15 protein-coding genes are annotated in these 24,787 nt (G+C 69.8%); 7 read left to right on the forward strand and 8 right to left on the reverse strand.

Going from position 1 to position 24,787, the window contains the following annotated elements; translation table 11 throughout:
* Window positions 1-1,875: 1,875 nt before the first annotated feature.
* Entirely contained in the window at window positions 1,876-3,183 is a 1,308-nt protein-coding gene (locus tag LV75_RS23505) for a UDP-glucose dehydrogenase family protein (RefSeq protein ID WP_253889143.1), read from the reverse strand.
* Window positions 3,184-3,197: 14 nt separating this feature from the next.
* Window positions 3,198-4,589: a glycosyltransferase family 4 protein gene (locus tag LV75_RS23510; protein ID WP_253889144.1), complete on the reverse strand. Its 1,392-nt coding sequence runs from the start codon at window positions 4,587-4,589 to the stop codon at window positions 3,198-3,200.
* A 196-nt stretch (window positions 4,590-4,785) separates the two neighbouring features.
* Here LV75_RS23510 and LV75_RS23515 point away from each other — a divergent pair, with 196 nt between their 5' ends.
* Both LV75_RS23515 and LV75_RS23520 read left to right on the forward strand, forming a co-directional pair.
* Window positions 4,786-6,024, forward strand: a complete 1,239-nt coding sequence (locus tag LV75_RS23515; RefSeq protein WP_253889145.1) for an MFS transporter — start codon at window positions 4,786-4,788, stop codon at window positions 6,022-6,024.
* A complete protein-coding gene (locus LV75_RS23520) occupies window positions 6,021-6,986 on the forward strand; it encodes a TolB family protein (RefSeq protein ID WP_253889146.1) in 966 nt (321 codons plus the stop codon). The genes LV75_RS23515 and LV75_RS23520 overlap by 4 nt, the downstream gene beginning before the upstream one ends.
* Window positions 6,987-7,072: 86 nt before the next feature.
* On the opposite strand, the gene LV75_RS23525 is transcribed toward LV75_RS23520, so the two are convergent.
* Window positions 7,073-8,248 carry a right-handed parallel beta-helix repeat-containing protein gene (locus tag LV75_RS23525; protein ID WP_253889147.1) on the reverse strand — a complete coding sequence of 392 codons (1,176 nt, stop codon included), beginning with the start codon at window positions 8,246-8,248 and terminating at the stop codon, window positions 7,073-7,075.
* A 266-nt stretch (window positions 8,249-8,514) separates the two neighbouring features.
* Between LV75_RS23525 and LV75_RS23530 the strand changes: the two genes are divergently transcribed.
* From LV75_RS23530 to LV75_RS23550, 5 genes are all read left to right on the forward strand, one after another.
* Window positions 8,515-10,146, forward strand: a complete 1,632-nt coding sequence (locus LV75_RS23530; protein WP_253889148.1) for a hypothetical protein — start codon at window positions 8,515-8,517, stop codon at window positions 10,144-10,146.
* Window positions 10,147-10,300: 154 nt separating this feature from the next.
* Window positions 10,301-11,296: a hypothetical protein gene (locus LV75_RS23535; protein WP_253889149.1), complete on the forward strand. Its 996-nt coding sequence runs from the start codon at window positions 10,301-10,303 to the stop codon at window positions 11,294-11,296.
* A 2-nt stretch (window positions 11,297-11,298) separates the two neighbouring features.
* Entirely contained in the window at window positions 11,299-12,747 is a 1,449-nt protein-coding gene (locus tag LV75_RS23540; protein WP_253889150.1) for an O-antigen ligase family protein, read from the forward strand.
* A complete protein-coding gene (locus LV75_RS23545) occupies window positions 12,744-14,261 on the forward strand; it encodes an oligosaccharide flippase family protein (protein ID WP_253889151.1) in 1,518 nt (505 codons plus the stop codon). Before LV75_RS23540 ends, LV75_RS23545 begins: the two co-directional genes overlap by 4 nt.
* Window positions 14,258-15,079, forward strand: a complete 822-nt coding sequence (locus tag LV75_RS23550; RefSeq protein ID WP_253889152.1) for a glycosyltransferase family 2 protein — start codon at window positions 14,258-14,260, stop codon at window positions 15,077-15,079. The genes LV75_RS23545 and LV75_RS23550 overlap by 4 nt, the downstream gene beginning before the upstream one ends.
* On the opposite strand, the gene LV75_RS23555 is transcribed toward LV75_RS23550, so the two are convergent.
* The 5 genes from LV75_RS23555 to LV75_RS35615 form a co-directional block, all read right to left on the reverse strand.
* Window positions 15,076-17,364, reverse strand: coding sequence for an effector-associated constant component EACC1 (locus tag LV75_RS23555; RefSeq protein ID WP_253889153.1), 2,289 nt, complete (start codon window positions 17,362-17,364; stop codon window positions 15,076-15,078). The two genes, LV75_RS23550 and LV75_RS23555, sit on opposite strands and share 4 nt — an antisense overlap.
* Before the next feature lie 210 nt (window positions 17,365-17,574).
* Window positions 17,575-18,408, reverse strand: coding sequence for a hypothetical protein (locus LV75_RS23560; protein ID WP_253889154.1), 834 nt, complete (start codon window positions 18,406-18,408; stop codon window positions 17,575-17,577).
* Window positions 18,409-18,419: 11 nt separating this feature from the next.
* Window positions 18,420-18,911, reverse strand: coding sequence for a SigE family RNA polymerase sigma factor (locus tag LV75_RS23565; RefSeq protein ID WP_253889155.1), 492 nt, complete (start codon window positions 18,909-18,911; stop codon window positions 18,420-18,422).
* A 450-nt stretch (window positions 18,912-19,361) separates the two neighbouring features.
* Window positions 19,362-20,405 carry a glycosyltransferase family 2 protein gene (locus LV75_RS23570; RefSeq protein WP_253889156.1) on the reverse strand — a complete coding sequence of 348 codons (1,044 nt, stop codon included), beginning with the start codon at window positions 20,403-20,405 and terminating at the stop codon, window positions 19,362-19,364.
* Between the two features lie 18 nt (window positions 20,406-20,423).
* Window positions 20,424-24,395 carry a DUF4082 domain-containing protein gene (locus LV75_RS35615; protein WP_253889157.1) on the reverse strand — a complete coding sequence of 1,324 codons (3,972 nt, stop codon included), beginning with the start codon at window positions 24,393-24,395 and terminating at the stop codon, window positions 20,424-20,426.
* Window positions 24,396-24,787: the final 392 nt, after the last annotated feature.

The following is a 24,787-nucleotide window of genomic DNA, read 5'->3' on the forward strand; positions in this document are numbered from 1 at the left end:
CGCCAAGCCGGACATACGGGGCCTGACGTACCAGGGTCGGAGATACCGGGTCGGACGTGCCAAGCCAGGCGCGCCGGGCCAGGCACGCCAAGCTGGCCGGATCGGGCCGAGCTGGCCCAGACGTACCGGCGGAGATGCCGAGCCAGGCGGACCGAGCCAGCCGGGCCGGGCCCGGCGTGCCAGTGCCTGACGTACCGGGGCGGAGATGCAGAGCTGGACATGCCGGGGCCTGACGTACAGGTCGGAGATGCCAGGGGGCGGAGATACCGAGCCAAGTAGGAAGTACCGGGCCAAGCCGGGCCAGACGTACCGGGGACGGAGATGCTGAGTCAGAGATGCCTAGCCGGACACGCCGAGCAGACGCGCCGGGCGGGCGTACCGGACCGGACATGCCGGGGGGAGATGCCGGGCCAGGCAGACCGGGCCGGGCATACCGCAAGCCCGGCGTGCCGGGTCGGGCACGTCGGGTCGGACAAGCCGAGCCAGCCAGGCCGGACGGGCCGGGGCCTGGCGTGCCAGGGTCGGATATGCCGGGCGAGCCAAGCGCGCCGAGCAGGACGTACCTGGCCAAGCCGGACGTACCGGCCGGGCGAGCTGGGCCGGACAAGGTGTGCCGCGACGGGCGTGCTGGGCCAGGCCAGGCGTGCGGGCGGGCGTGACGGGGTCGAAGACGCCAGGCCGGGGATACCGGGCTTGGCGCGCCGAGCCGGACCTACCAGGCCGGGCCAACAAGCGTGTCGAGCCCGACGTACCGGGCCGGGCGAGCCAGGCGGAGCCGAGCCAGGCGTACCGGGCTGGGCGTACCGGCTGGGCAAGCTGGGTCGGGCAGGGTGTGTCGGGACCTGACGCGCCGGGCGGACATGCCAGGCCAGGCCAGACGGGCGGGCGTGACGGGGTCGGAGACGCCGGGCCGGGAAATACCGGGCTTGGCGCGCCGAGCCGGACGTACCAGGCCGGGCCAGCCAGGTGGGGCGGAGCCAGGCGTACCGACCGGGCGAGCTGGGCCGGGCAGGGGGTGTGTGCCGGGACCTGGCATGCCGGGGCAGGCGTGCTGGGCCAGCCCCGAAAGGGTGGGCCAGACGGGGCGTGCCGGGTAGGTTATGCAGAGCCGGGGATACGAGCTTGGTTCGCCGAGCCGGGTGTACCAGGCCGGGCCAGCCAGGCGTAGCCGAGCAAGGCGTACCGGGCGGAGCCGAGCCAGACGTACCGCCGGGCGAGGTGGGCCGGGCAGGGGTGTGTCGGAGCCTGACGCGCCGAGTCGCGTATGCCGGGGCGGGCGTGGCGGGCCAGGCGTGCGGGCGGGGCGTGCCGGGGGCGGAGATGCAGAGCGGCGGATACCGGGCTTGGCGCGCGGAGCCGGGTGTATCGGGCCAGGCGAGCCAGGTGTATCGGGCGGGCGAGCTGGGCCGGGCAGGGTGCGGCGCGACGAGTGGGCCAGGCCCGGCTAGCCGGGCTGGGCTGGGCTGGGCGAGCCAGGCATACCGGGTGGGCGAGCTGGGCCGGGCTGGGTGTGCCGGGACGAGCGGGCCAGGGCTGGCTAGGCGTGCTGGGCTGGGTGAGCCAGGTGTGCTGGGGGGGAGCTGGGCTGGGGCATCGAGCCGAATGCCGGGCTGGGCGTTTCGGGTGGGGCATGCGGATTGGATGTGGCGGGTTTGGGGGGTGCGGGCAAGGGGGGTGCGTCAGGGCGGGCAGGCTGGGGAGCTGGGGCGGGTGTGGTGGGTGCAGTGCTGGGGCGTGCGCTCAGGGGTAGGTGTGTCTAGGGCGGTGTGGGTGCAGGGCGGTTGATGGCCTTGGTCTGAGGTGGGTGGCAGTGGGAAAGCCGAACCGCCGAGGGGGGAGGTCTCGGCGGTTCGGGGGTAAGGGTGGGGCGGGGGGTTAGGGCTTGCCCAGGCCGATCCACTCGAAGCCTGCGCGGCGGGCTACGGCGGGGTCCAGGAGGTTGCGGGTGTCCACGACGATGGGGCTGCGGACGGATTCGGCTAGGCGTTGCCAGTCGAGGGAGCGGAACTCGGGCCACTCGGTGAGGACGATGACCGCTTCGGCGTCCTTGGCGGCCTGGTACGGGTCGTCGGTGACGGTGACCTGGGAGAGGTCGGGGTGCTGGCTGTCGGGGCGCAGGGAGGGGTCGTAGCCGACCAGGTCTGCCCCTGCCTGGCGCAGCAGGGCGGCCACGGCCAGGGCCGGGGAGTCGCGCAGGTCGTCGGTCCCGGCCTTGAAGGTCAGGCCGAACAGGGCGAGGCGGCGGCGGGAGAGCGAGCCGTTGCGCTTGCCGGTGACGGCCAGGCGGACCTTCTCCACCATGCGCTGGCGCTGGCGGGTGTTGGTGTCGATGGTGGCCCGGATCAGGCGGAACTCGAAGTCGGCCGCGTCCGCCAGCTGCAGCATCGCCGAGGTGTCCTTCGGCAGGCAGGAGCCGCCCCAGCCGGGGCCGGGCTGGAGGAATGCCTGGCCGATGCGCTTGTCGTAGCCCATGCCCTCGGTGACGTCGCTGATGTTCGCGCCCAGGCGGTCGCACAGCTCGGCGACGGCGTTGACGTACGACAGCTTCATCGCCAGGAAGCAGTTGGCGGCGTACTTGACCAGTTCGGCGCTGGGGGCGTCGGTCAGCACGGTGGGGGCGCCGAGCTTGGCGTACAGGGCGGCCACGCGCTCCGCCGCGTCCTGCTGGCGACCACCGACGACGATGCGGTCGGGGTTGAGGAAGTCGAAGACCGCGCTGCCCTCGCGGAGGAACTCCGGGTTGGAGACGACGGCGACGTCCTCGCGGTCGAGGAGTTCCTCGGTGCGGTCGGCGGTGCCGACCGGGACGGTGGACTTGTTGACGACCACGCAGCCTGCGGGCAGCAGGGCGCGGACCTCCTCGACCACCGACTCGACGATGCTCAGGTCGGCCACGCCGCCGACGCCCATCGGGGTCGGGACGCAGAGGAACATCACCTCGGGCTCGTGGCGCACGGCCGAGGCCGCGCCGAGCACGAAGGTGAGCCGACCGGCGGCGATGCCCTCGGCGACCAGGTCGGCGAGACCGGGCTCCAGGATGTCGACCTCGCCGCGGCCGAGCCGGGCGACCTTGTCGGCGTCGACATCGGCGCAGATCACGTCGTGGCCAAGGGAGGCCAGACAGGCACCGGTGGTCAGCCCCACATACCCGGTGCCGATCACGGCGATCCGTCGTACGAACATCAGGTACCCCTGCTTCAGCTCTGGCCGCGGACCGGCTCGGACGGCGTCATGATGCGAGTCGCGGCGAAGGCGCGCAACGCGGTCTCATCACGAAGATCGACAAGTTGGTTGCCCCACTGGTCGCGCAGCTCGTCGGTGGACCCGCCGGACCGGCGGTCCACGCTCGGGTAGCCGTCCGGGAACGGGCCAGCGGACGGGAAGCCGAGGAGTTCGTCATACACCCCGATGTAGGCCTGCGCCTGCGGGCGCCAGTCCAGCACCTGCTCGGCGCGGCGGCGACCGGCGTAGCCGCGCTCGGAGCGCTCGATCGGGTCGTCGGCGAGCTCCAGCACGGCGTCGGCGAGGCCGTCGCTGTCGCCGGGCTCCACGTAGACCGCGCACTCGCCGCCGGAGACGACCGTCTCGGTGAGGCGGTAGGCGACGACCGGTAGGGCGTACGCCATGTACTCCATGGTCTTGTTCATCGTGGACACGTCGTTGAGCGGGCTGCGCGGGTCGGGCGACAACCCGATCGAGGCGGCCGACAGGTAGCTCGCGATCTTGTCCGGGCCGACCCGGCCGGTGAACTCGACATAGTCGTCGAGGCCGAGGTCGGAGCACTGCTGCTTGAGCTCGTCGAGGCAGTCGCCGAAGCCGAGCAGCACGAAGCGGAAGTCGCGGCGGCCGTGGTGGTTCACGATCCGGTCGGCGGCGAGCAGCACGCCGTCCACACCGTCCTGCGGACCCATGATGCCCAGGTAGGCCACCAGGTGCTTGCCGCCGCGGCGCAGCGCCGGGTCGGCGTAGGCGGGGCGCATGACCGAGGTGTCCGGGCCGGACCGCACCACGGTCGTGTGCTCGCGCTTGACACCGCCGCGGTTGACGGCAATGTCCTGGTAGGACGTGTTGGTGGAGATGACCCGGTCCGCGGTGCGGAAGGTGCGCCGCTCAAGCCACTTGAGGACGGCGAGCTGGACCTTCCCGGCGAGCTTCTTGGGCTCACCGAAGCGGGACCGGAAGACTTCGGGATTGAGGTCGTGGTGGTCGAAGACGAACTTCACCCCGTCGAGCAGCTTCCACGGCAGCGCGAGCGCCCAGTAGGTGTCCGGCGGGTTGCACGCCTGCATGACGTGGAACCGGGCCCGGCGGCGGACCTTCAGGCTCAGCGCCGCGGTGCGCAGCCAGCAGTAGACGAACTCCCAGGCGTACCCGAGCACGCCGTCCGCCTGCTTGGGCGGGGCGTACTTGTACAGGTGGACGCCGTCGAGCACGGCGTACGCGGGGTCACCTGGGCCCTTCGGGCAGATGACCGACACCTCGTAGCCCGCCGCTCTGAGCGCCTTGCACTCCAGCCACACCCGCCGGTCGAGCGGGACGGGCAGGTTCTGCACGATGATCAGGACGTGCGGGGCCCTCTGACGGCTCACGGGGACCTCTTCCTGGGGTGGGCACTGCTGTGGTGTTCGCTCGATCGGGCACATCGGTTACCGGGGGTATGAGTTTTCCCCGCGAGTACCCACCAAAGATTCGGTCCAGTTCGGCACCTTGTTACACACCGTGGTCGTTTTCCGATACGCGGTTCGAGGCGCCGCGGCGATGCGGTCTAGCTGCGGAGGTGTTCGGGTGTACGTTGCGTCGACCAGGCGAACCAAGGGTTCGCCAGCGGACGGGGGAATCCGCCCGAGCCGGGTGCCGACCACCGTTGTGCTCTTGGGCACGGTGAGCCTGCTCACAGACATCTCGGCCGAGATGGTCACCGCGTTCCTGCCGATCTACGTGATCTTCAACCTGCAGATGAGCTACTTGCAGCTCGGTCTGCTCGACGGCATCTACACCGGCGCGACGGCGGTGCTGCGGCTGGTCGGCGGGCACATCTCGGACAAGGTGCACCGGCACAAGGCGGTCGCGGTCGTCGGCTACGGCATGTCGGCGGCGACCAAGCTGATCTTCCCCGCGGTCGGCGCGTCCTCGGTCGGCCTCGGCGGCGTGCTCGCGCTCGACCGGGCGGGCAAGGGTTTGCGCACCGCGCCGCGCGACGCGCTGATCTCGCTGGTGACGCCCAAGGAGAAGCTGGGCGAGTCGTTCGGGGTACACCGCACGATGGACACCATCGGCGCGCTGCTCGGTCCACTGGCGACATTCGCGCTGCTGTACTGGGTGACCACCCGCCCCGGCCCGATCTTCATGCTCAGCTTCTGCTTCGCCGCGCTCGGCGTGATCGTGCTGGTCTTCTTCGTCCGCCAGCCCCGGCTCGAGCGGGTCCCCGGCAAGGTGGTCACGCTGCGCGCCACCGCCGACCTGCTGCGCAACAAGGGCATGCGCCGGACCACCATCGCCGCGGGCCTGCTCGGCCTGGCCACGATCTCCGACGCGTTCGTCTTCGTCGTGCTGCAGAAGGTCTCCGGGGTGTCGCCGACCTGGCTGGCGCTGATGCCGGTCGGCACCGCGCTGACCTTCCTGCTGGCCGCGACCCCGCTCGGGCGCCTCGCCGACCGCGCTGGCCGGTGGCGGATCTTCTTCGCCGGGCACGTGGTGCTGCTCGCGGTGTACCTGCTGCTGCTCGGCCCGTTCACCGGGATCGCACTGGTGATCGTTACCGTTGCCCTGCACGGCTTGTTCTACGCCGCGACCGACGGCGTGCTGATGGCGCACGGGGCGACCCTGGTGCCCGAGCACCTGCGCGCCAGCGGCCTGTCGATCGTGCAGACCGGCCAGGCCCTGGCCCGGTTCGCCTCGTCGATCGGCGTCGGTCTGCTGCTGCAGAACTTCGCGTTCAGCACGGCCGTGCTCGTGTCGATCAGCACGATGGCGATCGCGCTGGTCGGGGTGTTCCTGCTCATCCGCCCGGAGGTCTCGCGGTGAAGGACTGGTTCGTACGGAACCGGATCGTGGTCGGGGTGACCGCGATGGTCGTGGTGATCGCGGTGGCGGTCGTCTACGTGGTGGCGACGGTGCGCGACCAGCAGGCCGCCGCGACGCAGCCGGGGGCGGCGGTGGCCAGCGGGCTGACCTTCGTCGACAACGGCGGCGGCCAGAACCTCGTGTCGACATTGGACGCTTCGGGTAAGAGGACACCCGGGGCCCTGAAGTGTCTACGCGTGTACACGGCGGCCGGTACGACTGTCTGCCTGCGGATGAGCCTGCCTGGCGCTTATGAGGCTGCCGTGTTCGTGGACGGCAAGGAGGTCCGGTCCGTGCCGCTGCCCGGTACGCCTTCGCGCGCGCGGGTGTCGGCTTCGGGGAAGATCGTGTCGTGGACCGTGTTCGTGACCGGTGACTCTTACCTCGCACCGGGCGGGTTCTCTACGCGTACCGGGGTGCTCGACCTGCGCAGCGGTGAGCTGGTGGAGTCGCTCGAGACCCTCGCGATGACGATCGAGGGCGTACCGGACAAGCGCGTCAACGAGAACTACTGGGGCGTCACGGTGGCCTCGGACGACAACTCGTTCTACGCGACCCTGGGCTCGGGCAACACGACGTGGCTGATCAAGGGCGACCTGAAGGCGAAGAAGATGGACACCGTCCGGCAGTCCGCCGAGTGCCCGTCGCTCTCCCCCGACCAGACCCGCGTCGCCTACAAGAAGCGCGGCGGTCGGCTGGGCACCTGGCAGCTGTTCGTGCTGGACCTGGGATCGGGCAAGGAAACCCAGATGCCCGGCTCCGACGGCGTGGACGACCAGGCGGCTTGGCTGAACAACACGACGCTGGCCTACGCGAAGGTGCAACAGGGCGGCGCCCCGACGATCTACGAGTCCGCGGCGGACGGCTCCGGCCAGCCCCGCGAACTGGTGGCCGCCGCCTCGTCCCCTGGACCAGTCGCCTAAGAAGCACCTATAGGCAAGGCCCCGACAACAATGCAAAGGCCGCCGTCACCCGGGGGAAAGTGACGGCGGCCTTTGCGGGGGAACTACTAGCTGGGTTTGTTGATCTGCTTGTTCGACGAGCTCACGTTGTTGGACCAGGCCGCGATGGTGGCCCCCTTGTCCACGAAGGCCTCACCCCAGCCGCCTGCCGTGGTGCCGAACTTGTTGTCCGTGATGATCGCACCGCGGACCGTGGCGCTGACGCGCATGATGTAGCCGCCGCCCGCCAGGTAGTTGCCGACGATCTGGAGGCCGGTGGTCTCGCCCGGGCCGCCCTCCATGATGAACACCGCGGCGTTCTGGTGGGTGCCGTCGTAGGCCTTGCCGTCGGCGCTGATGTCGATGCGGTTGTACCGGATGACCGTGTTGGGGCCGCCGTACGACTGGATGCCGTCGTTGTGGGTGTTGGTCGGGTACGTCCCGGCGCGGAGCAGGTCGTGGATGTAGTTCTGCTCGATCGTGCTGTTGCCGGGGCCGTTCTGGATGCCGTCCGGCGTACCCGAGATGTCACAGCGCTGGACCGTCACCGTGGCGTCGCCGTGGATGGCGCCGTTGCCCCACTTGTCACCCGGCCACTGCGAGTCCTTGTAGGTGATCGTCGTGTCGCTGACGTTGATGTGACCACTGTTGCCCAGCAGCGGGGACCAGCTGAAGTGGTTGCCCTCGATGACCGAGTTCTTGATGGTCAGCGTGCCCTTGCCGTTGTACTCGATGCCACCCTTGACGTAGACGTTCTCCAGGGTGACGTTGCCGCCGCCGAAGCGCAGGGCGCCGGAGTTCCACGTGGTGCCGGGTGGGGCGGAGCCGGGGCCGTCGACGACCTTGAGCTTGGCGCGGTCGCCGCGGAAGCCGACGGTGCCCGGCGCGGGTGCGGTGCCGTTGCCCGGCGGCGGGCCCGGCTGGGTGGCCGTGGGCTTCGCGCTGGTGGGCTTGATGGTCGACGAGGCCGTGGGGGAAGCGCTCGACGCCGTCGTGGACGGTGGAGCACTGGTCGTCGTCTCGGTCGTCTCGGTCGACGTGGGCGCGGAGGTCGGCGCCGGGATGGTGGAGCTTGTCGGGAGAGTGGGGATGGGCGGAGCAGGCTTACCGGCCACGGGTTTGCAGCCGGACGCGAGTACCAGCGCCCCCAGGGCAAGACCGGCGGTGAGTGCGATGCCGCGCACCCGTCTGTGCCTGCCGTGCCGCTTGCCTAACTCCGCAGACGTGTGATGTCGAGCGGACATGAGATCCTTCCGGTTGGCAACAAGTCGCCCCCGTTGCAGGACAAGGGTTTCGACTCGGGACATCGGGGCGTCCCGGAGCCCGAGGCACTCTAAGCACAGCGGCCGCCAGATCACAATGCAGTCACGAAGCCAGCAGCAATCTGGTCACTAAGCGTGGGCTCCATCACTCAGTCGAGCGAAACGACGCTGCGTAACAATTCCGCCCGCGACGCGATGCCTGCACCGAGCACATTCGCTCACCCATCACCAGGCAGCCGGGAGCTGGGATGCGCACGAGCGCCCGACCGACACCCGCCCCGGACCGGCCCAAGGCCGACCCAGGGCCTCGCACGCGACCCCCCGTCTGGCTCACCGCCACGGCGGTGGCCTGCGTACTCGCCGTCATCCGGATCGCGGTGGTCGCGTTCTCGCCGTACTCGACCGCGGTCGGCCTGTTCGACGACGACGCTTTCTACTACTTCGGCGTAGCCGGACATATCGCCGCGGGTGACGGTTCGACCTTCAACGGACTCGATCCGACCAACGGCTATCACCCTCTGTGGCTATTGATCCTCGTTCCGGTGTTTTTGATCACGAACGGTAAGGCCGCGTTGGTTGCTGTGACGCTGGTCTCATCGTTGCTCGCGATCGCCTCCGGACGGCAGATCGACCGGATCGGCCTGCTCACCGGGCGTCCCGTCGTCGTCACGCTCTGCGCGGCCCCCCTCCTGGTGGTCGGCGCCGCGGGTCCTTCCTTCTGGTACTCGGGCATGGAGACGGGCCTGCTCCTCTTCGCCCTCCTGTGGCTCGCCGCGACCTACCTGCGCACCGACGGGTTCACCTCGGCGACCTTCGGCACCGCCGCGGCGCGCAACGCGGGCGTCCTGATGGCGATCGCCGTGCTCGCCCGGCTCGACACCGTCTTCCCGATGGCCGTGCTCGGCGTGGTGACCGTGCTCACCTGGGTCCGGCTCGGCAAGCCGTGGGTGCGACTGGGCCTGTGGCTCGCCGCCCCGCCCGCGATCGCGCTGGCCGCCTACCTGGCCGTCAACCAGGCGCTGTTCCACACGCCGCTGCCGGTGTCGGGTCAGGCCAAGGCGCTCGGCGGTGGTGGGTTCAACGCCGACACGATCGGGCAGTTCCTCACCTCGCCGGTCCTGTTCGGCCAGTCGACCTACCTCGGCGCGATCGGTGTCGTCGTGGTCATCGGCGCGCTCGCGGCCAGGGCGACCGGCAGCTTGGGCCTCGCCGCGCGGTTCGGCACCATCGTGCTGACCGGTGGCGCTCTCACCGTCGGTTACTACGCGTTCACCTCCTCGTGGCAGTTGTGGCCCTGGTACTTCTCCTCCGCGCCACTGGCGATCGTGCTCGCCGGACCGGCCCTTGTGGACAAATGGGCGAATTGGGTGCCGGTGCGCAGAATCGCGGCGCTCGGGCTGGTGCTGTTGGTCGTGGCCGCCGTCGGGGCCAACGCGGTCCGCTCCGGCAAGGGCGGTGTGGCGCGTAGTGCGTTCATCGAGGCGGGGCCTGCCGTCGCCGCGCAGATCGACGCCCTCGCCCCCGCGGGCGAACCGATCGCGATGGGCGACCGGGCGGGCAGCGTGGGCTACCACCTGCACCGACCCGTGGTCCACTTGGAAGGGTTGGTCAACTCGGCCGACTACCTCGAGGCGCTGAAGAACGGCACTGTGCACCAGTTCCTCGCCAGTCGAGGGGTCGCCCTCTACGCGCGCGGGGACAACGAGCCGGGCACCCCGGACCCGACGAACCCCGGTTGTGTGCGGTTCGTGGAGCCCCAACAGGGCGGTGGCCTGAAGGTGGACATCGTCGTGTGCGATAAAGATCTGCTGCTTACAACCCCAGTGGCGGACGGTACGTCCTATCGGGTGTGGACATACCGGGCGAACCTGAACCGCTAGACCGTTCAGCGCAGTGGGTCGCGCGTAGCATCACATGGAGTAACGACTTTCATCGCACCGCGATGAACCTACAAGTAGGCGACCGGACCGGTAGCTCGGTGTCACGTCGTGTGTTGGGGCGCAGATGATGGACTTCTTCAAAACACTGCTTCTGATGCTGAAGCGGTGGTACGTCGCGCTCCCCGTGTTCGCGGTCACCGTGGGTGCGGCCGGAGCGGCGTATGTGGCGTTGCCGCTGCACTACGAGTCGGTGGGCACCATGGTGCTGACGTCACCGGCCGGTGGCGCGACGCAGGTGACCGACAAGGTCTCCGGGCAGACCAACCCGCTGCTCGCGTTCGACACCAGCCTCACCATCTCGGCCGCCATCGTCATCCAGAGCATCAACACCCCCGAGGTGGTCAAGTCCCTCGGTGGCGACTCCGCCGACCACAAGTTCGTGCTCACCGGCGGCGGTGACGGCGGCCCGTTCATCACCGTCAAGACCGAGAGCGCGTCCGAGTCGGGCGCGCGCGAGCTGGCCGTGAAGGTGCTCGACCGGGTCAAGCAGGAACTGGCCAAGCGGCAGCAGGCCCTCAACGCGCCGCCGACCACGTTCATCGGTGTCGACGACGTCGTGCCGCCGACCAAGCCCGAACCGCTGCGCGGCGGCAAGCTGCGCGGCGCGGCGGTGGCCCTGGTGCTGGGGCTCGTCGCCAGCCTCGCGGCCGTGTACTCCCTCGAGACGTACAAGGAACGCAAGCGCAAGAAGGACAACCCGGACGAGGACGAGGATTACGACGAGCTGGACGAGGACGAGGAGATCCGTCCGGTCGTCCGCCGCGAGCCTGACGCCCCCCGGCAGCCGCCGCCCGTGAGCCGCACTCCGCAGCCTCTTGGACAGGGCACCGCCGAGCGCACTCAGCTCCTCCGGCCCGCCCAGGTGGACCCCGCGAACACCCCCGGGAACGCGCCTGCGAACCCGCCCGCGAGCAAGAGCGCGCCCAACGGTCGGCCCGCCACCGGTACTAAGAGCGGTCAGCTCCCCGCAGCGCCCGGTAGTGCTGCCAACCGGCGGCAGGGTCAAGGCAACCGCTCCCCCGAGGAGTACCGCGAGCCTCCGACCGTCCGCGTCAAGCCTGCCCAAGCACCGCAAGAACCGCGTGGGTGACCGTGGCGGCCCCACAGCTGCTGCCTGACCAAACCGGGCTTGGCGGCAAGACCAGGTTCGACGGCGCCACGCTCGCTTGCGTCTACGCGCTGGCCATGACCGTCATCCCGGCGGCGCTGGTCATCAAGGGCCTACCGATGTCGCTGACCCCCGGGGTGGCGATCGGCCTGGTCATGGGCGTTGTGTGGTTCTTGGCGCAGATGGTCAGCACGCTCGGGGTGGCTAAGGGCCGCAACGCGGCGCGGACCGCCCTCTTCATCTTCACCTGCTCGCAGCTGGCCACCTACGGCTACGCCACTTACGGCTACCTGCCCGGTGATGAGCTTGCCGCGGCCGATCGCACTCTCATCACCGTGATGGCCGTTGTCGCTGTCGGTATCGCGGTGACTGACGGCGTGCGCGGGATGGCCAGGATCGACCGGCTGCTCAAGACGATGATCGTCGGCGCGACCTTCATGGCGTTCGTAGGCGTGCTGCAGTTCATGTTCGCGCTCGACCTCACCCAGTACCTGATGCTGCCCGGCCTGCGCGCCAACGGCGAGCTCTCGCACGTGCTGGAGCGGTCGAACTTCCGCAGGCCCGCGGGCACCTCCGGCCACCCCATCGAGTTCGGCGTGGTCTGCGCGATGACCGTGCCGCTGGCCCTGCACTACGCGCTGCGCGGCGTGGACCACGGCGGTCAGACGAAGCGGTGGTGGCTCTGCCTGGCGATCCTCGCGGTCGCCTCCATGCAGTCGCTCTCGCGCTCGGCGATCCTCGGCCTGGCCATCGCGGCGATCTTCATCATCCCGGCCATGGCGCCCAAGCGCCGGGTCAAGGCCCTGTGGGGCATGCTCGGCTTCCTGGTGGCCATGCGGCTGATGGTCCCCGGCCTGGTCGGCACCCTGCTCAGCCTGTTCACCAGCATCAGCGTCGACCCCAGCGCCGAGAGCCGCCGCCGCGCGGTCGAGCGGGCGGGCAAGGAGATCCCCGAGCACCTGTGGCTCGGCCGTGGTCTCGGCACGTACCTGCCGGAGAAGTACGGCTGGCTGGACAACCAGTACCTGGGCACGCTGGTGCAGAACGGCGTCATCGGCCTGACCCTGCTGATCTTCCTCTACCTGGCCGGGATGTACTGCGCCTTCCGCGCCCGGCTGGCCAGCAAGGACCCGCGGATCAAGGACCTCGGCGTCACGCTCGCCGCCTGCATCGCGGTGCCCGGCATCTCCTCGGCGACCTTCGACCTGATCGGGTTCGCGGTCGCCACCGGGTACACCTTCCTGCTGATCGGGGTCGCCGGGGCGCTGTGGCGGACGGTGCAGGAGCAGCCGGGTGGGATTCCGCCGTTGTTGCCCACACCGGCGCAACGCCCGGGGCGTTCGCAGCGAAGACAACACCGGGACGGCCCTAGATCGAAACCGGACCGCCAACGCACCCGACGACCTGACAAGAGACCTGAGGTGTCCGCGTGAGCGCAGACGAGCCCCCACCCGCGGCACGGGCGGTGGCCACCGAGTTGGGGCCCGCCGCGCCCCCGCTCAACAGCGAACCCGCGATGGAGGAGCCGAGCGTCGGCCGCAAGGTCGGCAGGGGCCTGGTGTGGAGCCTGCTCAACACCGTCGTGCTGCGGCTGGGCATCTTCATGGCGGGCATCGTCATGGCCCGGTTGCTGACCACCGCCGACTACGGCGTGTTCGCGATCGCGGTGACCGCGCTGACGGTGTTGCAGGCGTTCAACGAGCTCGGCGTCAGCCTGGCCGTGGTGCGCTGGGAGCGCGACGTGCGCGAGTTCGCGCCGACCGCGATGACCATCGCCGTGCTCAACTCGCTGCTGATCTACGGGCTGCTGGTCCTGCTCGCGCCCTGGTACTGCGGGCTGATGGGCAACCCGGAGGCGGTGCCGGTGGTCACCGTGCTGTGCCTGGCGGTGGTGATCGACGGCATCGCGATCGTGCCCGCGACCATCCTCAACCGCGAGTTCCTGCAGCGCACCCGGTTCTTCTGCGACGCGGCGTCGTTCGTCGTGGTCACCACGCTGACCATCACCCTCGGCGCGTCCGGCGCCGGTCCGATGAGCTTCTCGATCGGGCAGGTGGCAGGCGCGCTGGTGTCGATGACCTGCTACCTGGTGCTGTGCCCGGTGCGGGTGCGGCCGGGCTGGAACCCGCTGGTGGCCAAGGACCTGATCGCGTTCGGGCTGCCGCTGGCCGCGGCGAGCCTGCTGACGCTGTCGGTGACCCAGGTCGACAAGCTGGTGGTCGGCGGGATCATGGACGCGGCCGCGCTCGGGCTGTACCTGATGGTGTTCAACCAGTCGAGCCTGCCGCTGCAGATCTTCTCCGAGGCGGCGCGGCGGGTGTCGCTGGCCGGGTTCTCCCGGATGGCCGACGACAAGAAGCAGTTGGAGCAGGCGCTGGCGCGCGGGGTCGGGCTGATGATGGCCGCCGCGATGCCGGTGTGCGCGCTGCTGGCCTGCTACGCGGCGCCGATGCTGAACGTGATCTACGGGTCGAAGTGGGTGCCCGGCGCGGTCGCGCTGCAGTTCCTGGCGATCCTGGGGTTGGCGCGGATCCTGCTGTTCATCGGCTACGACCTGATGGTGGCGCTGGACGGCAACCGGGTGCTGATCGGGCTGCAGGGCCTGTGGCTCGGCACGGTCATCCCGGCGCTGTTCCTCGGCACCTACCTCGACGGCATCCGCGGCGCGGCGATCGCCCAAGCCGCGGTGGCGGTGCTGATCGTGCTGCCCGCGTTCGCCATGATGGTGGCGCGGCGCGGGATCCGGATCACCCCGTCGGTGCGGGCCTGCACGCGGCCGTTGATCGGCGGCGTGCTGGTGGTCGGCTCGGCGGTGCTGGTGCGGGAGGTCTTCGCCAACTCGGTGGCCCAGTTGTTGATCGGCGGTCTCGTGGCCGCACTCGTCTACTTCCCGGTGGTGTACCCGATGCGCAACCTGCTCCCCGGCCGTTCGGGGGTGGCGGCGTGACCGCCCCCCTCAAGGACCGCAACGGCGTCTCCGCCACGGTCCGCCGCGCCCTGCGCGACACGTTCGGGCTGTGGCCGATGCACGAGGCCAAGACCAAGGCGCAGTTGGGGCGCAGGGTGCCCGCGCTGCGCCGGTTCGAGGATGAGAACGTCGCCCGACTGCGGTCGGTCGTCGGCTCGCGGCCGGAAACCCTGGTGGCGACGGTGATGCCGACCTACAAGCGGCCCAAGCTGCTGCCGCTCGCGGTCGAGTCGGCTCTGGCGCAGACGGTCACCGACCAGGTCGTGATCGTCGTCGACGACGGCGCCGGGCTGCCCGCGCTGCCGTCGGACCCGCGCCTGGTCGCGGTGTCGCTGTCGCGGAACTCGGCGGTGCTCGGCCTGGTGCGCAACGTCGGCATCCGGCTCACGTCGTCGAAGTACCTGGCGTTCCTGGACGACGACAACACCTGGCGCGAGGACCACCTGGAGAAGACGCTCGCCGCGCTGGGGCGCGGGGCGGACCTGGTGTACTCGGCGGTGGAGCGGCGGCGGGCGGACGGGACCGTGCTCGACGTGCTGTCCGAGGAGTTCGACCGGCGCACGATGGTCGACGACTCGCCGTACGTGGACTCGAACTCGATCGTGCTGCGGCGCGCCGATGACGTGCTGTTCAGCCGGATCCCGCGGGTGAAGGCGACGCTTCCCAAGGAGGACTGGGAGTTCGTGCACCGGATGTCGCGCACGCGGGTCGTGCAGCACGTCCCGGAGCCGACGGTGCGGTACCTGGTGAACGAGGACAGCTACTACACCGCCTGGACACCGGAAACCCCCGCCTAGGCGGGGAGTTTGATCCGGAACGCGTACATCCTGGTCGTCTGCTTGGGGTTGGCGTTGTTGTCCGAGACCAGGTACAGCAGGCGGCCGTCCGGGGTCTCGGGGCCGACCGCCATGCCCTCGACGTTGTCCAGCAACGGGTTCGGCTGCTTCTGGTTGGCGACGACCTGTCCCGGGCTGCCCGCTGGGCAGTTGGCCAGGTTGAACAGCAGCGTGCGCCGCACGAAGGTGTCCGCCGAGTCGTCGGACAGCGTGGTCTCGGTGGTGACGTTCTTGGTGGTGTCGAGCCGCACGTCGTACACGCGGATGGTGTTGCCGAAGCCCTCGACGTACTGCCGTTCGAGGGCGAGCAGCCGGTCCGGACCGACGACGGCGAAGTCGACCAGGTAAAGACCCGAGTCGGTCTCGTAGGCGTACTGGCGATCGGGCTCATAGGCGCCCTCCGACTTGAGGTGGTAGCGCTGGATCCGCACCCGGTTGCGGCCCTGCACGTCACCGTCGATGCTCAGCGGCGCCTCCCACCCGGCGTAGAGGTAGTCGCCGTAGGGGGTCATCGCGAGCGACTCGATGGTGCGACCGGACTGGGCGCGAGCGGGGTTGGCCGGGTCATCCGGGAACTTCGGGTCGACGGACGGTTCCCGCATGCTCTTCGGGATCTCGACGTTCGGCCCGACCTCGACCCCGTCGATGCCGAAGCGGCGGATCGCCGTGGGTCGTTCGGTGCTGATCAGCATCGTCCGCCCGCCCGGTTCGAACACCAGTCCTTCACTGTCGATCTCGCCGGTGAGCACCACGTCCGCGGCGCTCTTCAAGGTGATGGCGCGCTCGGCGGTGATGTCGAGCCGGTTCGGGTCACCGACGGTCAGCGGGAAAACCCGGCCGGGAGCGTTGTCCGCGAGCGCGTACAGCTTCGCCCCACCGGGTTCCAGTGCGAGCGCCGACAACCCGGTCACCACCTCGTTGGCGACGGCCAAGCCGTTGAGCTGGTCGGAGTAGCTGAGCAGGGTGGCATTCGCCGAGCACGGGCCACCCGGGGGCACCGGGTCCAGCTCGCGCACCCAGTCGATGGTGGGCCGCACGGCGAACCCGGCGCCGAACGCGATCAGGGCCACCGCGGTGGTGGCCAGTGCGCGCCTGCCCTTCCGCCGGGGTGCCGTGACCACCGCGACCTCGGCGGGCGCGGGCTTCTGCGCGAAGTTGTGCACAAAGGACAGTTCACCGACCTGGTTCTGGTCCTGTTCCTGCGGTTCCGGGCGCCGGTCCCGGCGCAACCGGTGCCGGACCTCCCGGAAGACCACGCCGAGGCTGAGCGTCGGGTCGGGCGTGTCGGGGATGCCCCCGCGCAGGACGTCGACGAGCTCCCCGGTGAACACCGTGCACTTGTCCGGATTGGGCGCGAGTGCCTTGCGGTTGGGCGCCGCCGAGCACATCAGGTACGAGCCGCGGACATCATCGACACCCGCGTCGGCCCGGATGTCCTCGACCGCTTGTGCCATCGCGCCGTCCATCGCGACACCGCTGTAGCAGCAGTCGAGGACGACGATCACGCGCTGCGCGTGGCGGCTCTGCGCAATCGCTTGCTTGAGCGCCTTGTAGCGGACCGATGTTTCCGGCTGACCCGGCACCGAGCCGGGCAGGGCCAGGTACAGCTCGTTCTCTTCGAGGTCCTTCAGGCCGTGGCCCGCGTAGTAGACGACCAGCGTGTCGGTGGCCAGCTCCGACATCTCCCGGATCGGCCGGATGAGCTCCGCGGCCGAACGCGGGTTGTGCACCTTGCGGATGCGGCCGGGTCCGATGCCCCAGACGTCCTCGTCGGTCAGGACCTCGTGCAGCTGCTCGATGTTGTTGTACACCGCGCGCAGCGAAGGCAGGTCCCCGTCGAGGTAGCTGTCGACGCCGATGAGCACGCACGCGGAGCTCGCCGGGTCGATCCGGCCGTTCCGCTTGGTGATCCGCTCCTTCGGGGATCCGCTCAACGCCTCGAAGACCGCCCGGGCCCGCTCGCGGTGTTCTTCCGGCACAACGAGCCGGACGTTCGTCGACCGGTTGAGGTCGTCGCGCCAGGCGCGGACGGCGACGGCCAGCTGGCTCACCCCCACCGCGGCGGACACCGCGGCCAGCACGACCTCCGCCGCGCCCATCTCACCCGGTCGCACCGGTTCGCTCTGCACGAGCACCCTGGTGTGCTCGCGGAGCTGGTGGTCACCGGTGAGGTGGAGGGCCAACGTGCGTAGATCCCGCGAGCTGTTCTCATCGCCCGCTTCGAACCTGAACTCGATGGCGTCCAAGCTTCACCCCAGACAAGACCGCAGCGACAGGGTCACGCTCCGGCACTATGGCACGCTCCGCCGAGCGGCACGGGCGCTTCGCGACCCGTTCACCTGTGCGACAACACCACGACACCCGCGCCAGGACAGCCACCGACCCCGCGCCTGGGGAACGCGGGGTCGGTGGGGCGAACGGGTGGTCTTGGGGAAAGGTAGACAGCAGAGCCGCTGTCAGCGGAGGGTGAACCTGGGGTCCGCCGCCAGCTCGGCCAGCTTCTCGGGGGTCAGCGGGAAGGCGGTCAAGCCGTTGAGCGAACTGAAGTGGTCGCGCTGCTGCAGGACGGTCACGACGATGCCATCGGGGTGCATGTAGACCGCCCACTGGTCCGGGCTGCTCACCGCGGTGTAGACGGGGATGAACTTGCCGCCGACCTCGATGGTCGCGCAGGACGCGGCCAGGCCCTCCCAGGGGATGTCGCAGCCACGAGCGCCCTGTTCGAAGTGGACGGACCGCACGGTCAGCCGACCCCAGCGGTCGTCCTTCCCGATCGCGGCGTAGGCCGCGTACTCCCACACCTTGCCCTCGTCGTCGGTCACCTGGGCTTGGTGGTCCTGCGCGGGGACGTTCTCGGGGTTGGCGACCTTCTCCGGCATGACGTAGCCAGCGGGGGCCACGGTGAGCAGCTGCTTGAGCAGGCTCTGGCTGCGGTCGGCCTCGGGCCCGCTGGTCTGGGTGCGGTCGGTCTGGCCAGGGGGGAGGACGGGTTTGGTGTCGCTCGGCGCGGTCGGGGTGATCGTGACCGTGCTGGAGGCGCTGGAGGTGCTGGTCGACGCGGAACCGACGGCGATCGAGTCGTCCACGCCGCCGCCGAACACGGGGAGGGTGAACGCCCCCGCCGCGACGATGACCACGGCGACGGCCGACCCGGCACCGGCCAGCCGCGCCCGGTGCGCCCGCCTGGCCTGGCGCGCGGTCGCCAGGACCCGGTCCCCGTCCATCGCGGGCGGGGTGGGGGTCGCGGTCATGACGTCGTTGAGCGCGGTGCGCAAGGAGTGCTCGTCCATGTGGTCCTTCTTCAGCGGGTCAAGGTGGGGACGAGGCCGCGCAGGTTGTCGAGGCCCCTGGCGGCTTGGCTCTTGACCGTGCCCTCGGAGCAGCCCATGACCCGCGCGGTCTCTTCCAGCGAAAGGTCTTCCCAGTACCGCAGGACCAGTGCGGCACGCTGGCGGGCGGGCACTCTGGTCAGTGCCCGCAACAGGACGAGCCGGTCTTCCACGCTCCCGTTGTGCGGGCAGGCGTGGTCGCCGGTGTCCTCCGTCACCGTCTCCCGTTTGAAGAACCCGCGCCGGGTCTCGTCGAGAAACGTCCTGACCAGGATCTGCCTGGTGTAGCCGTCGAGCTTGTCCCGCTCGACGAGCTTGTCCCAGACCCGGTAGAGCTTGACGAACGCCGTCTGCACCAGGTCCTCCGCCCGGTGCCAGTCGCCGCACAGCAGGTACGCCGTGCCGCGCATGCCGCTCGACCTCGCCCCGAAGTACTCCGCGAAGTCGCGATCCCGATCGCTCATCGAACCCCCTGGCCAGCTGTAGCTACGGAGTACTCACGCCCGGACCCACCGGGATGGTTGCACGCGTCGTCGGCCCTGCTCCGCCAGGCCGGGGCGCCAGGGCGGGGTGTGGACAGCTGTCCCGCAGTGGTGGGGACGGGCTGTGGGCAACCGTCCCGGGGGTGGCGGGATGGGACGAGGAGTGCCGCGGCGAGGACGGCCGGGGGACCGGGCCGGGCGGGTAGCCAAGATCAAACCGCGCTGAGTCGCCCCCGAATCCAGCCTACCGGCGGGGGGACGACACATCGGGGGCCTGCGGCGGGTGGGCTGTGGACAACCGTCCCATGGGGACTGGAACCCAACACTGAAGACCCAGGGCTGAAGACCCGGGGACCGGAGCGCGGCAGGCGGGGGCGGGCGAAATGGCAGCAGGGCGGTCCCGGAGGGCCGCCCTGCTGGTCTAGACGAAGATCAGATTCCCTCGCGCTGCCACTTCAGCACGCGGGCGTGCTGGCGGATCCGCCGAGCGGGGGCCGTCAGCACCAGCGGGGACAACGCCCGGGAGCGGCGGGCGCCGAGGCGCTTGCGCAGCTGGAGCGTGTGCCACTCCGGCAGGCCCTCGATGTCACCGAAGGCCTCCCGGGCGAAGTCGACGAGCTCGTCGACCGGGTCGATCTCGCTGCGGCCCTTGTCGAACGCCCGGCCCGCTCGGCGCAGGGCGTCGCGGGCCAGCACCCGGCGGACCTGGCGGTCCATCTCCAGGCGGTCGGGCAGCTGGTTGTCGGTCCGGTCCGTGATCGCGGTGTAGGCGGCCAGCCGCTGGCGGAGGTCGTTGACGACCGAGGCGTAGTACGCGGCTGACATGTTCTGGCCGTGGACCCGGTAGTAGGCCTGGTCCACGCCCTTCAGGTACCCCACGTCCGCGTGCAGGGCGAAGCGCATCCACATCTCGATGTCGCCGGTGTGGCGCAGCTCCGGGTTGTACGCGCCCAGCCTGCGCTGCAGCGAGGTCCGGACGACGACCTCCGGCGAGGTGATGCACCCCTCGCCGAGGGCGAACCTGCGGCGCAACCAGGAAAGTCCGTTGTAGACGGTCCAGCCCTGGTCTTCCGTGCGGGCGGGCGGCAGCGGTGTGCTGCCGTCCCAGTGCAGGGGGCGGCCGTAGACGAAGCCGACCTCCGGGTGCGCGTCCAGCAGGCGGGTAGCCCGCTGGAGCGCACCCGGGGTCAACGCGTCGTCTGCGGACAGGAGAGCGCAATAGTCCGCGCTCGCCCAATCCATCAGGCCCTCGTTGTAAGTGGCGATGTGGCCCTTGTTCTGCTCGTGCTCCAGAACGGTCACCCGACTGTCCGCTGAGGACAGTTCGCGGGCCACGTCGGCACTGCCGTCACCGGAGCAGTCGTCGATCACGAGCACCCGGACGTCGACGCCCGGCTGGTCGAGAACACTGCGCACGGCGGTTGGCAGGACCTTCCCGTACTTGTAGCACGGGATCACCACATCAACGCTGGCCACCGGTATAACCCCCTGGTACTAGGACGGAGTAGTCGCGAACACTGCGTCGACCCAGTAGTTGGTTCCGTTACCGGAACCGTTGGGGAACAGGCCTCCACTGCCGTAACGGTAGACGCCGTTGGGCGCCGCCTCCGAGCTCGCGGCCGCGGTGAGCGGGCCGTTCGTCCGGTCGGTGGTGAAGTACTGCGTGGTGTAGCCGTAATGCCCGGCCGAGCCCCAGTAGGAGACCACGTACGTGGTACCCGCGCTCACCTGGACCGGCGTGCTGAACAGGAGCGTCTGCCACCCGCTGCTGGTCTCACCGACGAAGGTGCCGGTGGCCAACTGCGCGCCCGCGTTCGTCCACAGCGTTCCGGTGTGCGTACCCGGGTCACCCGCGGGCTTGTAGAACCGGACACCGCGGATGTAGCCGTCCTGGCTCGGGGTGATCCGCATCCCCAGCTCCACGGTGGAGTCCACGGCGCTGTTGGCGGGGGCGTCGGTCGGCCGGAACAGGCTGCACGGGCACTGGCCCGCCGCTCCGGTGGTGAACGACCAGGTGTACGGGGCCGCCATCTGGTTGCCCCAGGCGTCGGCCGCCTGGACGCTGACCGCGTACTGCGTGTTCCCGGTCAGCACGTTGGTGCTGGCGAAGGTCACGCTGCGGTTGTCCGCGGCGATCTGCGAGGCACCCGGGACCGGCGTGCCGTTGCGGGTCACCGAGAACTGCAGGGTGGCCGGGTTGATCGGCTCCGAGAAGTTCGCCGTGACGCCGGTGCCGGTGGAGACACCGGTGGCGTTGGCGGCCGGGGTCGAGGAGCTCACCGACGGTGCGGTGTTGTCCGCGCCGAAGGTGTCCACGACCGGGTCGACCCAGTAGTTGTTGGCGTTGTAGGTGCTGTTCGGGAAGCCACCGCCGTAGACGTACACGCCGTTGCCGTTCGCGGCCGGGGAGCTGGGGGCGGTGAGCACACCGCGTCCGGCGCCCTGGGCGGCGAAGTAGCCGTGGTCGACCGAGTAGTGCCCGCTGGGCGCCCGGTACGAGGCGATGTAGGTCTGCCCGGCCTGGATCTGCACGGGCTCGGCGAAGGTCAGCGTCTGCCAGCCGGTCGCGGTCTCGTTGCTGAACGTGCCGGTGGCCAGGCGCTGGCCGCTGGTGGTCCAGACCGAACCGGTGTGCGTGCCGGTGTTGTTGAAGTTCTTGTAGAACCGGACGCCGGTGACCTTGGCGCTGGCACCCACGGTGAACTTCACGCCCAGCTCGACGTCGCTGGCGTCGCCAGCGTCGGCCGTGGCCGGGGTCCGCGAACCGAACAGGTTGCACGGGCACGGCTGCAGCGTGGTGCCGGTGGTGAAGCTCCACGTCTTGGGCGAGGCGAGTGCGTTGCCGTAGCCGTCGGTCGCGTTGAGCGTCACGTTGTGCACCGTGCTGGCGGGCAGCAGGTCGGTCGGGCTGAAGGTGACCTTCTTGTCGTCCACGCTGACGGTGCCCGGGACCGGGCTGCCGTTGGCCTGGACGGTGAACTGCACGCTGCTCGGGTCGACGGCCTCGTTGAAGGTCGCCGAGACGCTGCCGTCGCGGTAGGCGCCGGTGGCACCCGCGGTCGGCGAGGTCGAGCTGACCACCGGGGCGGTGTTGTCCGCGCCGTCGGTCGTGATGACCACGTCGACCCAGTAGTTGCCGCCGTTGTACGAGCTGTTCGGGAAGCCCGTGCCGTACTTGAACACGCCGTTGCCGCCGGGGGTGTTGCCGGTGGCGGGCGCCGTCAGCGGGACGATGCCCGCACCCTTGGTGTTGAAGAACCCGGGGTCGACCGAGTAGTGGCCGTTGGGCGCGCTGTAGGACACGACGTAGGTCTGCCCGGCGCGGATCTGCTGCGGGTTGCTGAAGGTCAGCGTCTGCCAACCGGAGGCGGACTCACCGGAGAAGGTCCCGGTCGCCAGCTGCTGACCGGCCGAGGTCCACAGGGAGCCGGTGTGGCTGCCGGTGTTGGTGGTCGCCTTGTAGAAGCGGACACCGGTGACCGTGGCGTTGACCGAGGTCGTGAACTTGGTGCCGACCTCGATGGCCGCGGCGTCGCCGCCGTCGACGGTGCTCGGGGTCTGGGTGCCGAAGATGGTGCACGGGCACTGCTGCGAACCCACGGTCACGTTCCTGGTGACGGTGGCACCCAGGGTGGCGCCGTCGTCGGAGGCGCGGACCTTGATGACCGCCGCGCCGAGCGTGCTCGGGGTCCAGGCGTAGGACCAGGTGTCCAGGCCGGTGGCCCGGTGGTAGGTCGCGCCGCCGTCGACGGAGACCTCGACCACGCCCACCTTGCCGCCGCCCGCGTCGACCGCGGTGCCGGTGATGGTGCGCGGCGTGCCTGCCGGGACGGTGGAGCCCTCGGTCAGCGAGCCGATGGTGACGGTCGGGCCGACGGTGTCGGTCGACTTGGTCGCCAGCTGCAGACCCGCCATCAGCGTCTTGGGCTGGGCGTTCATGTCGGCGAGCAGGTTCACCGTGGCCTGCTGCATGGCCACGCTGGTCGGCGCGGTCGCCGGGGCGCCAGCCGGGAAGGTGTGGTCGGCGTCGAGGCCCCACGACCACTGCACGGTGGCGGCGGAGAACACGAGGGCCTTGCTGACCTGGTCCCGGTAGAGGGTCATCTTGTGGTTGGCGGGGCCGCCGCCGTAGATGTGGCCGTAGTCGAGCAGCAACTGGCCGTTGTCGACGGTGACCGTGGTGTCCGACAGCGGGACCAGGCCGGCGGGCCGGTAGCCGTTGTCCGGGTCGCCGTCCCACTCGTAGCCGAGGGTGCCCTGCGGCAGCACGGTGGTCGTCGTCGCCGAGGCGATCGGGGTGCCGCGCCAGAACCGGTTGCGGCCGTAGGAGGCCGGGACCTCGATCGAGTCGGCGCGGTAGCCGTTGACGTTGAACAGGGTGCCGATGAGCTCGTTCTCCGGGCGACCGGCGTCCGAGGGCGGGGACTGGCGCGGGTCGCGCCAGGTGCCGGTCCACTGCGGGCTCGGGTCGATCTTCGCGCCACCGGGTGCCTTGGTCTCCTTGTAGCAGACCATCGTGCGCAGCGCGGTGTTCGACGAGTCGATCGAGTTCTCGAACCGGGTCTTCCAGAACATGGTGTTACCGGTCGAGAAGAACAGGTTCACGCCTGCGGCCTTGGCCGCCTCGATGCCCGCGCGCTGGGTCGCGTTGACGTACTCGTCGTGGCCCGAGGAGATGTAGACCTTGTGGTTCTTGAGCAGGTTCGGGTTGCGCGTGATGTCGACGCCGGTGAGGTAGCTGACGTCATAACCGTTGCGCTCGAGGAACCTGATCATCGGGTACTCGGCGTTGAGGTAGTTCGAGGTGCCCGCGTTGCGGTAAGGGCGGTTGTAGCTCACCTTGAACGCACGACCGTCCGGCGAACCGGAGAAGCCGCCCTCGTACAGGTTGTACTCGTTGACGCCTTCCTTGTCGCCGTACTTGTTGTAGGCCTGCCACGTCTGGTCGGAGGTCTGCACGACGATGTCGGAGGTCGAGGAGTCATTTCGCACGACGAACGGGTACTGGCCCGCGCCCGCGCCGTCGTTGCGGATGAAGTTGGCGACGTAGAAGCCGGGCACCGCGGTCGTCGGCACGTACCAGGAGGTCGAAACCGCCCAGTTGCCGCAGTCGACCATGCCGGTCGTCGTCTGGTAGAGGCAGGCGGGCTGCGTCTGCGGGAGGTGCGCGGTCGGGGTCAGCGTCTGCTGGAGGCGACCACCGGTACCGCCGTAGTAGCCCAGCCGCACGATGTCGACCTGGTAGTCGGTGCTGGGCGTCTTGATCTTGAAGTCGAGGCGCTCGCCGGGCTGGATGCTCGCCGCGGTGGCGTAGCCCTCGATGTCGCCGTAGTGGCTCTCGATGAACCAGTCAGCGCGCGGAGTGCCTGGCTTTGAGTTCTCACAAACGATGGGGTTGACCGGTGCGTCGCACGGACCGGCGGCAGCCGGTGACGCGACGAGCACGGGGAGTCCGACAACGACCACTAAACCTGCTAGGACAGCGCGCAGGCCGCGCCCTGTCCGCCCCCGAGCGCGTGCGGCGAACATCGCACGGTCCATCCGAGCCTCCACGGTGAGTAACCGCTGATAGGGAAAATCTGAAGTTGGCACCGAATAGGGGACGCCTGACGGGCAGAGCGGTTCCTATTTCCCTGCACATCGTTACATACGATGGCCCCGTTACCCCCAACGAGTGTAACGATGCGCAATGTCCAGCAGGCAGACGGGTACTCACCGTCCCGAGTGGATCTGTGGCAATGCGTGAACACAGCCCACTCCCAGCGGACTCCCAGTGTCCATTGGGGATTGCTTGACCGGGTTGAGCGCGCTGTGCGGTCGATCACCAACCGGCAGTGGTCGACCGGTAATCACCTGAT

This window comes from Actinokineospora diospyrosa, from assembly GCF_024171925.1.
Taxonomy (GTDB): Bacteria; Actinomycetota; Actinomycetes; order Mycobacteriales; family Pseudonocardiaceae; genus Actinokineospora; species Actinokineospora diospyrosa.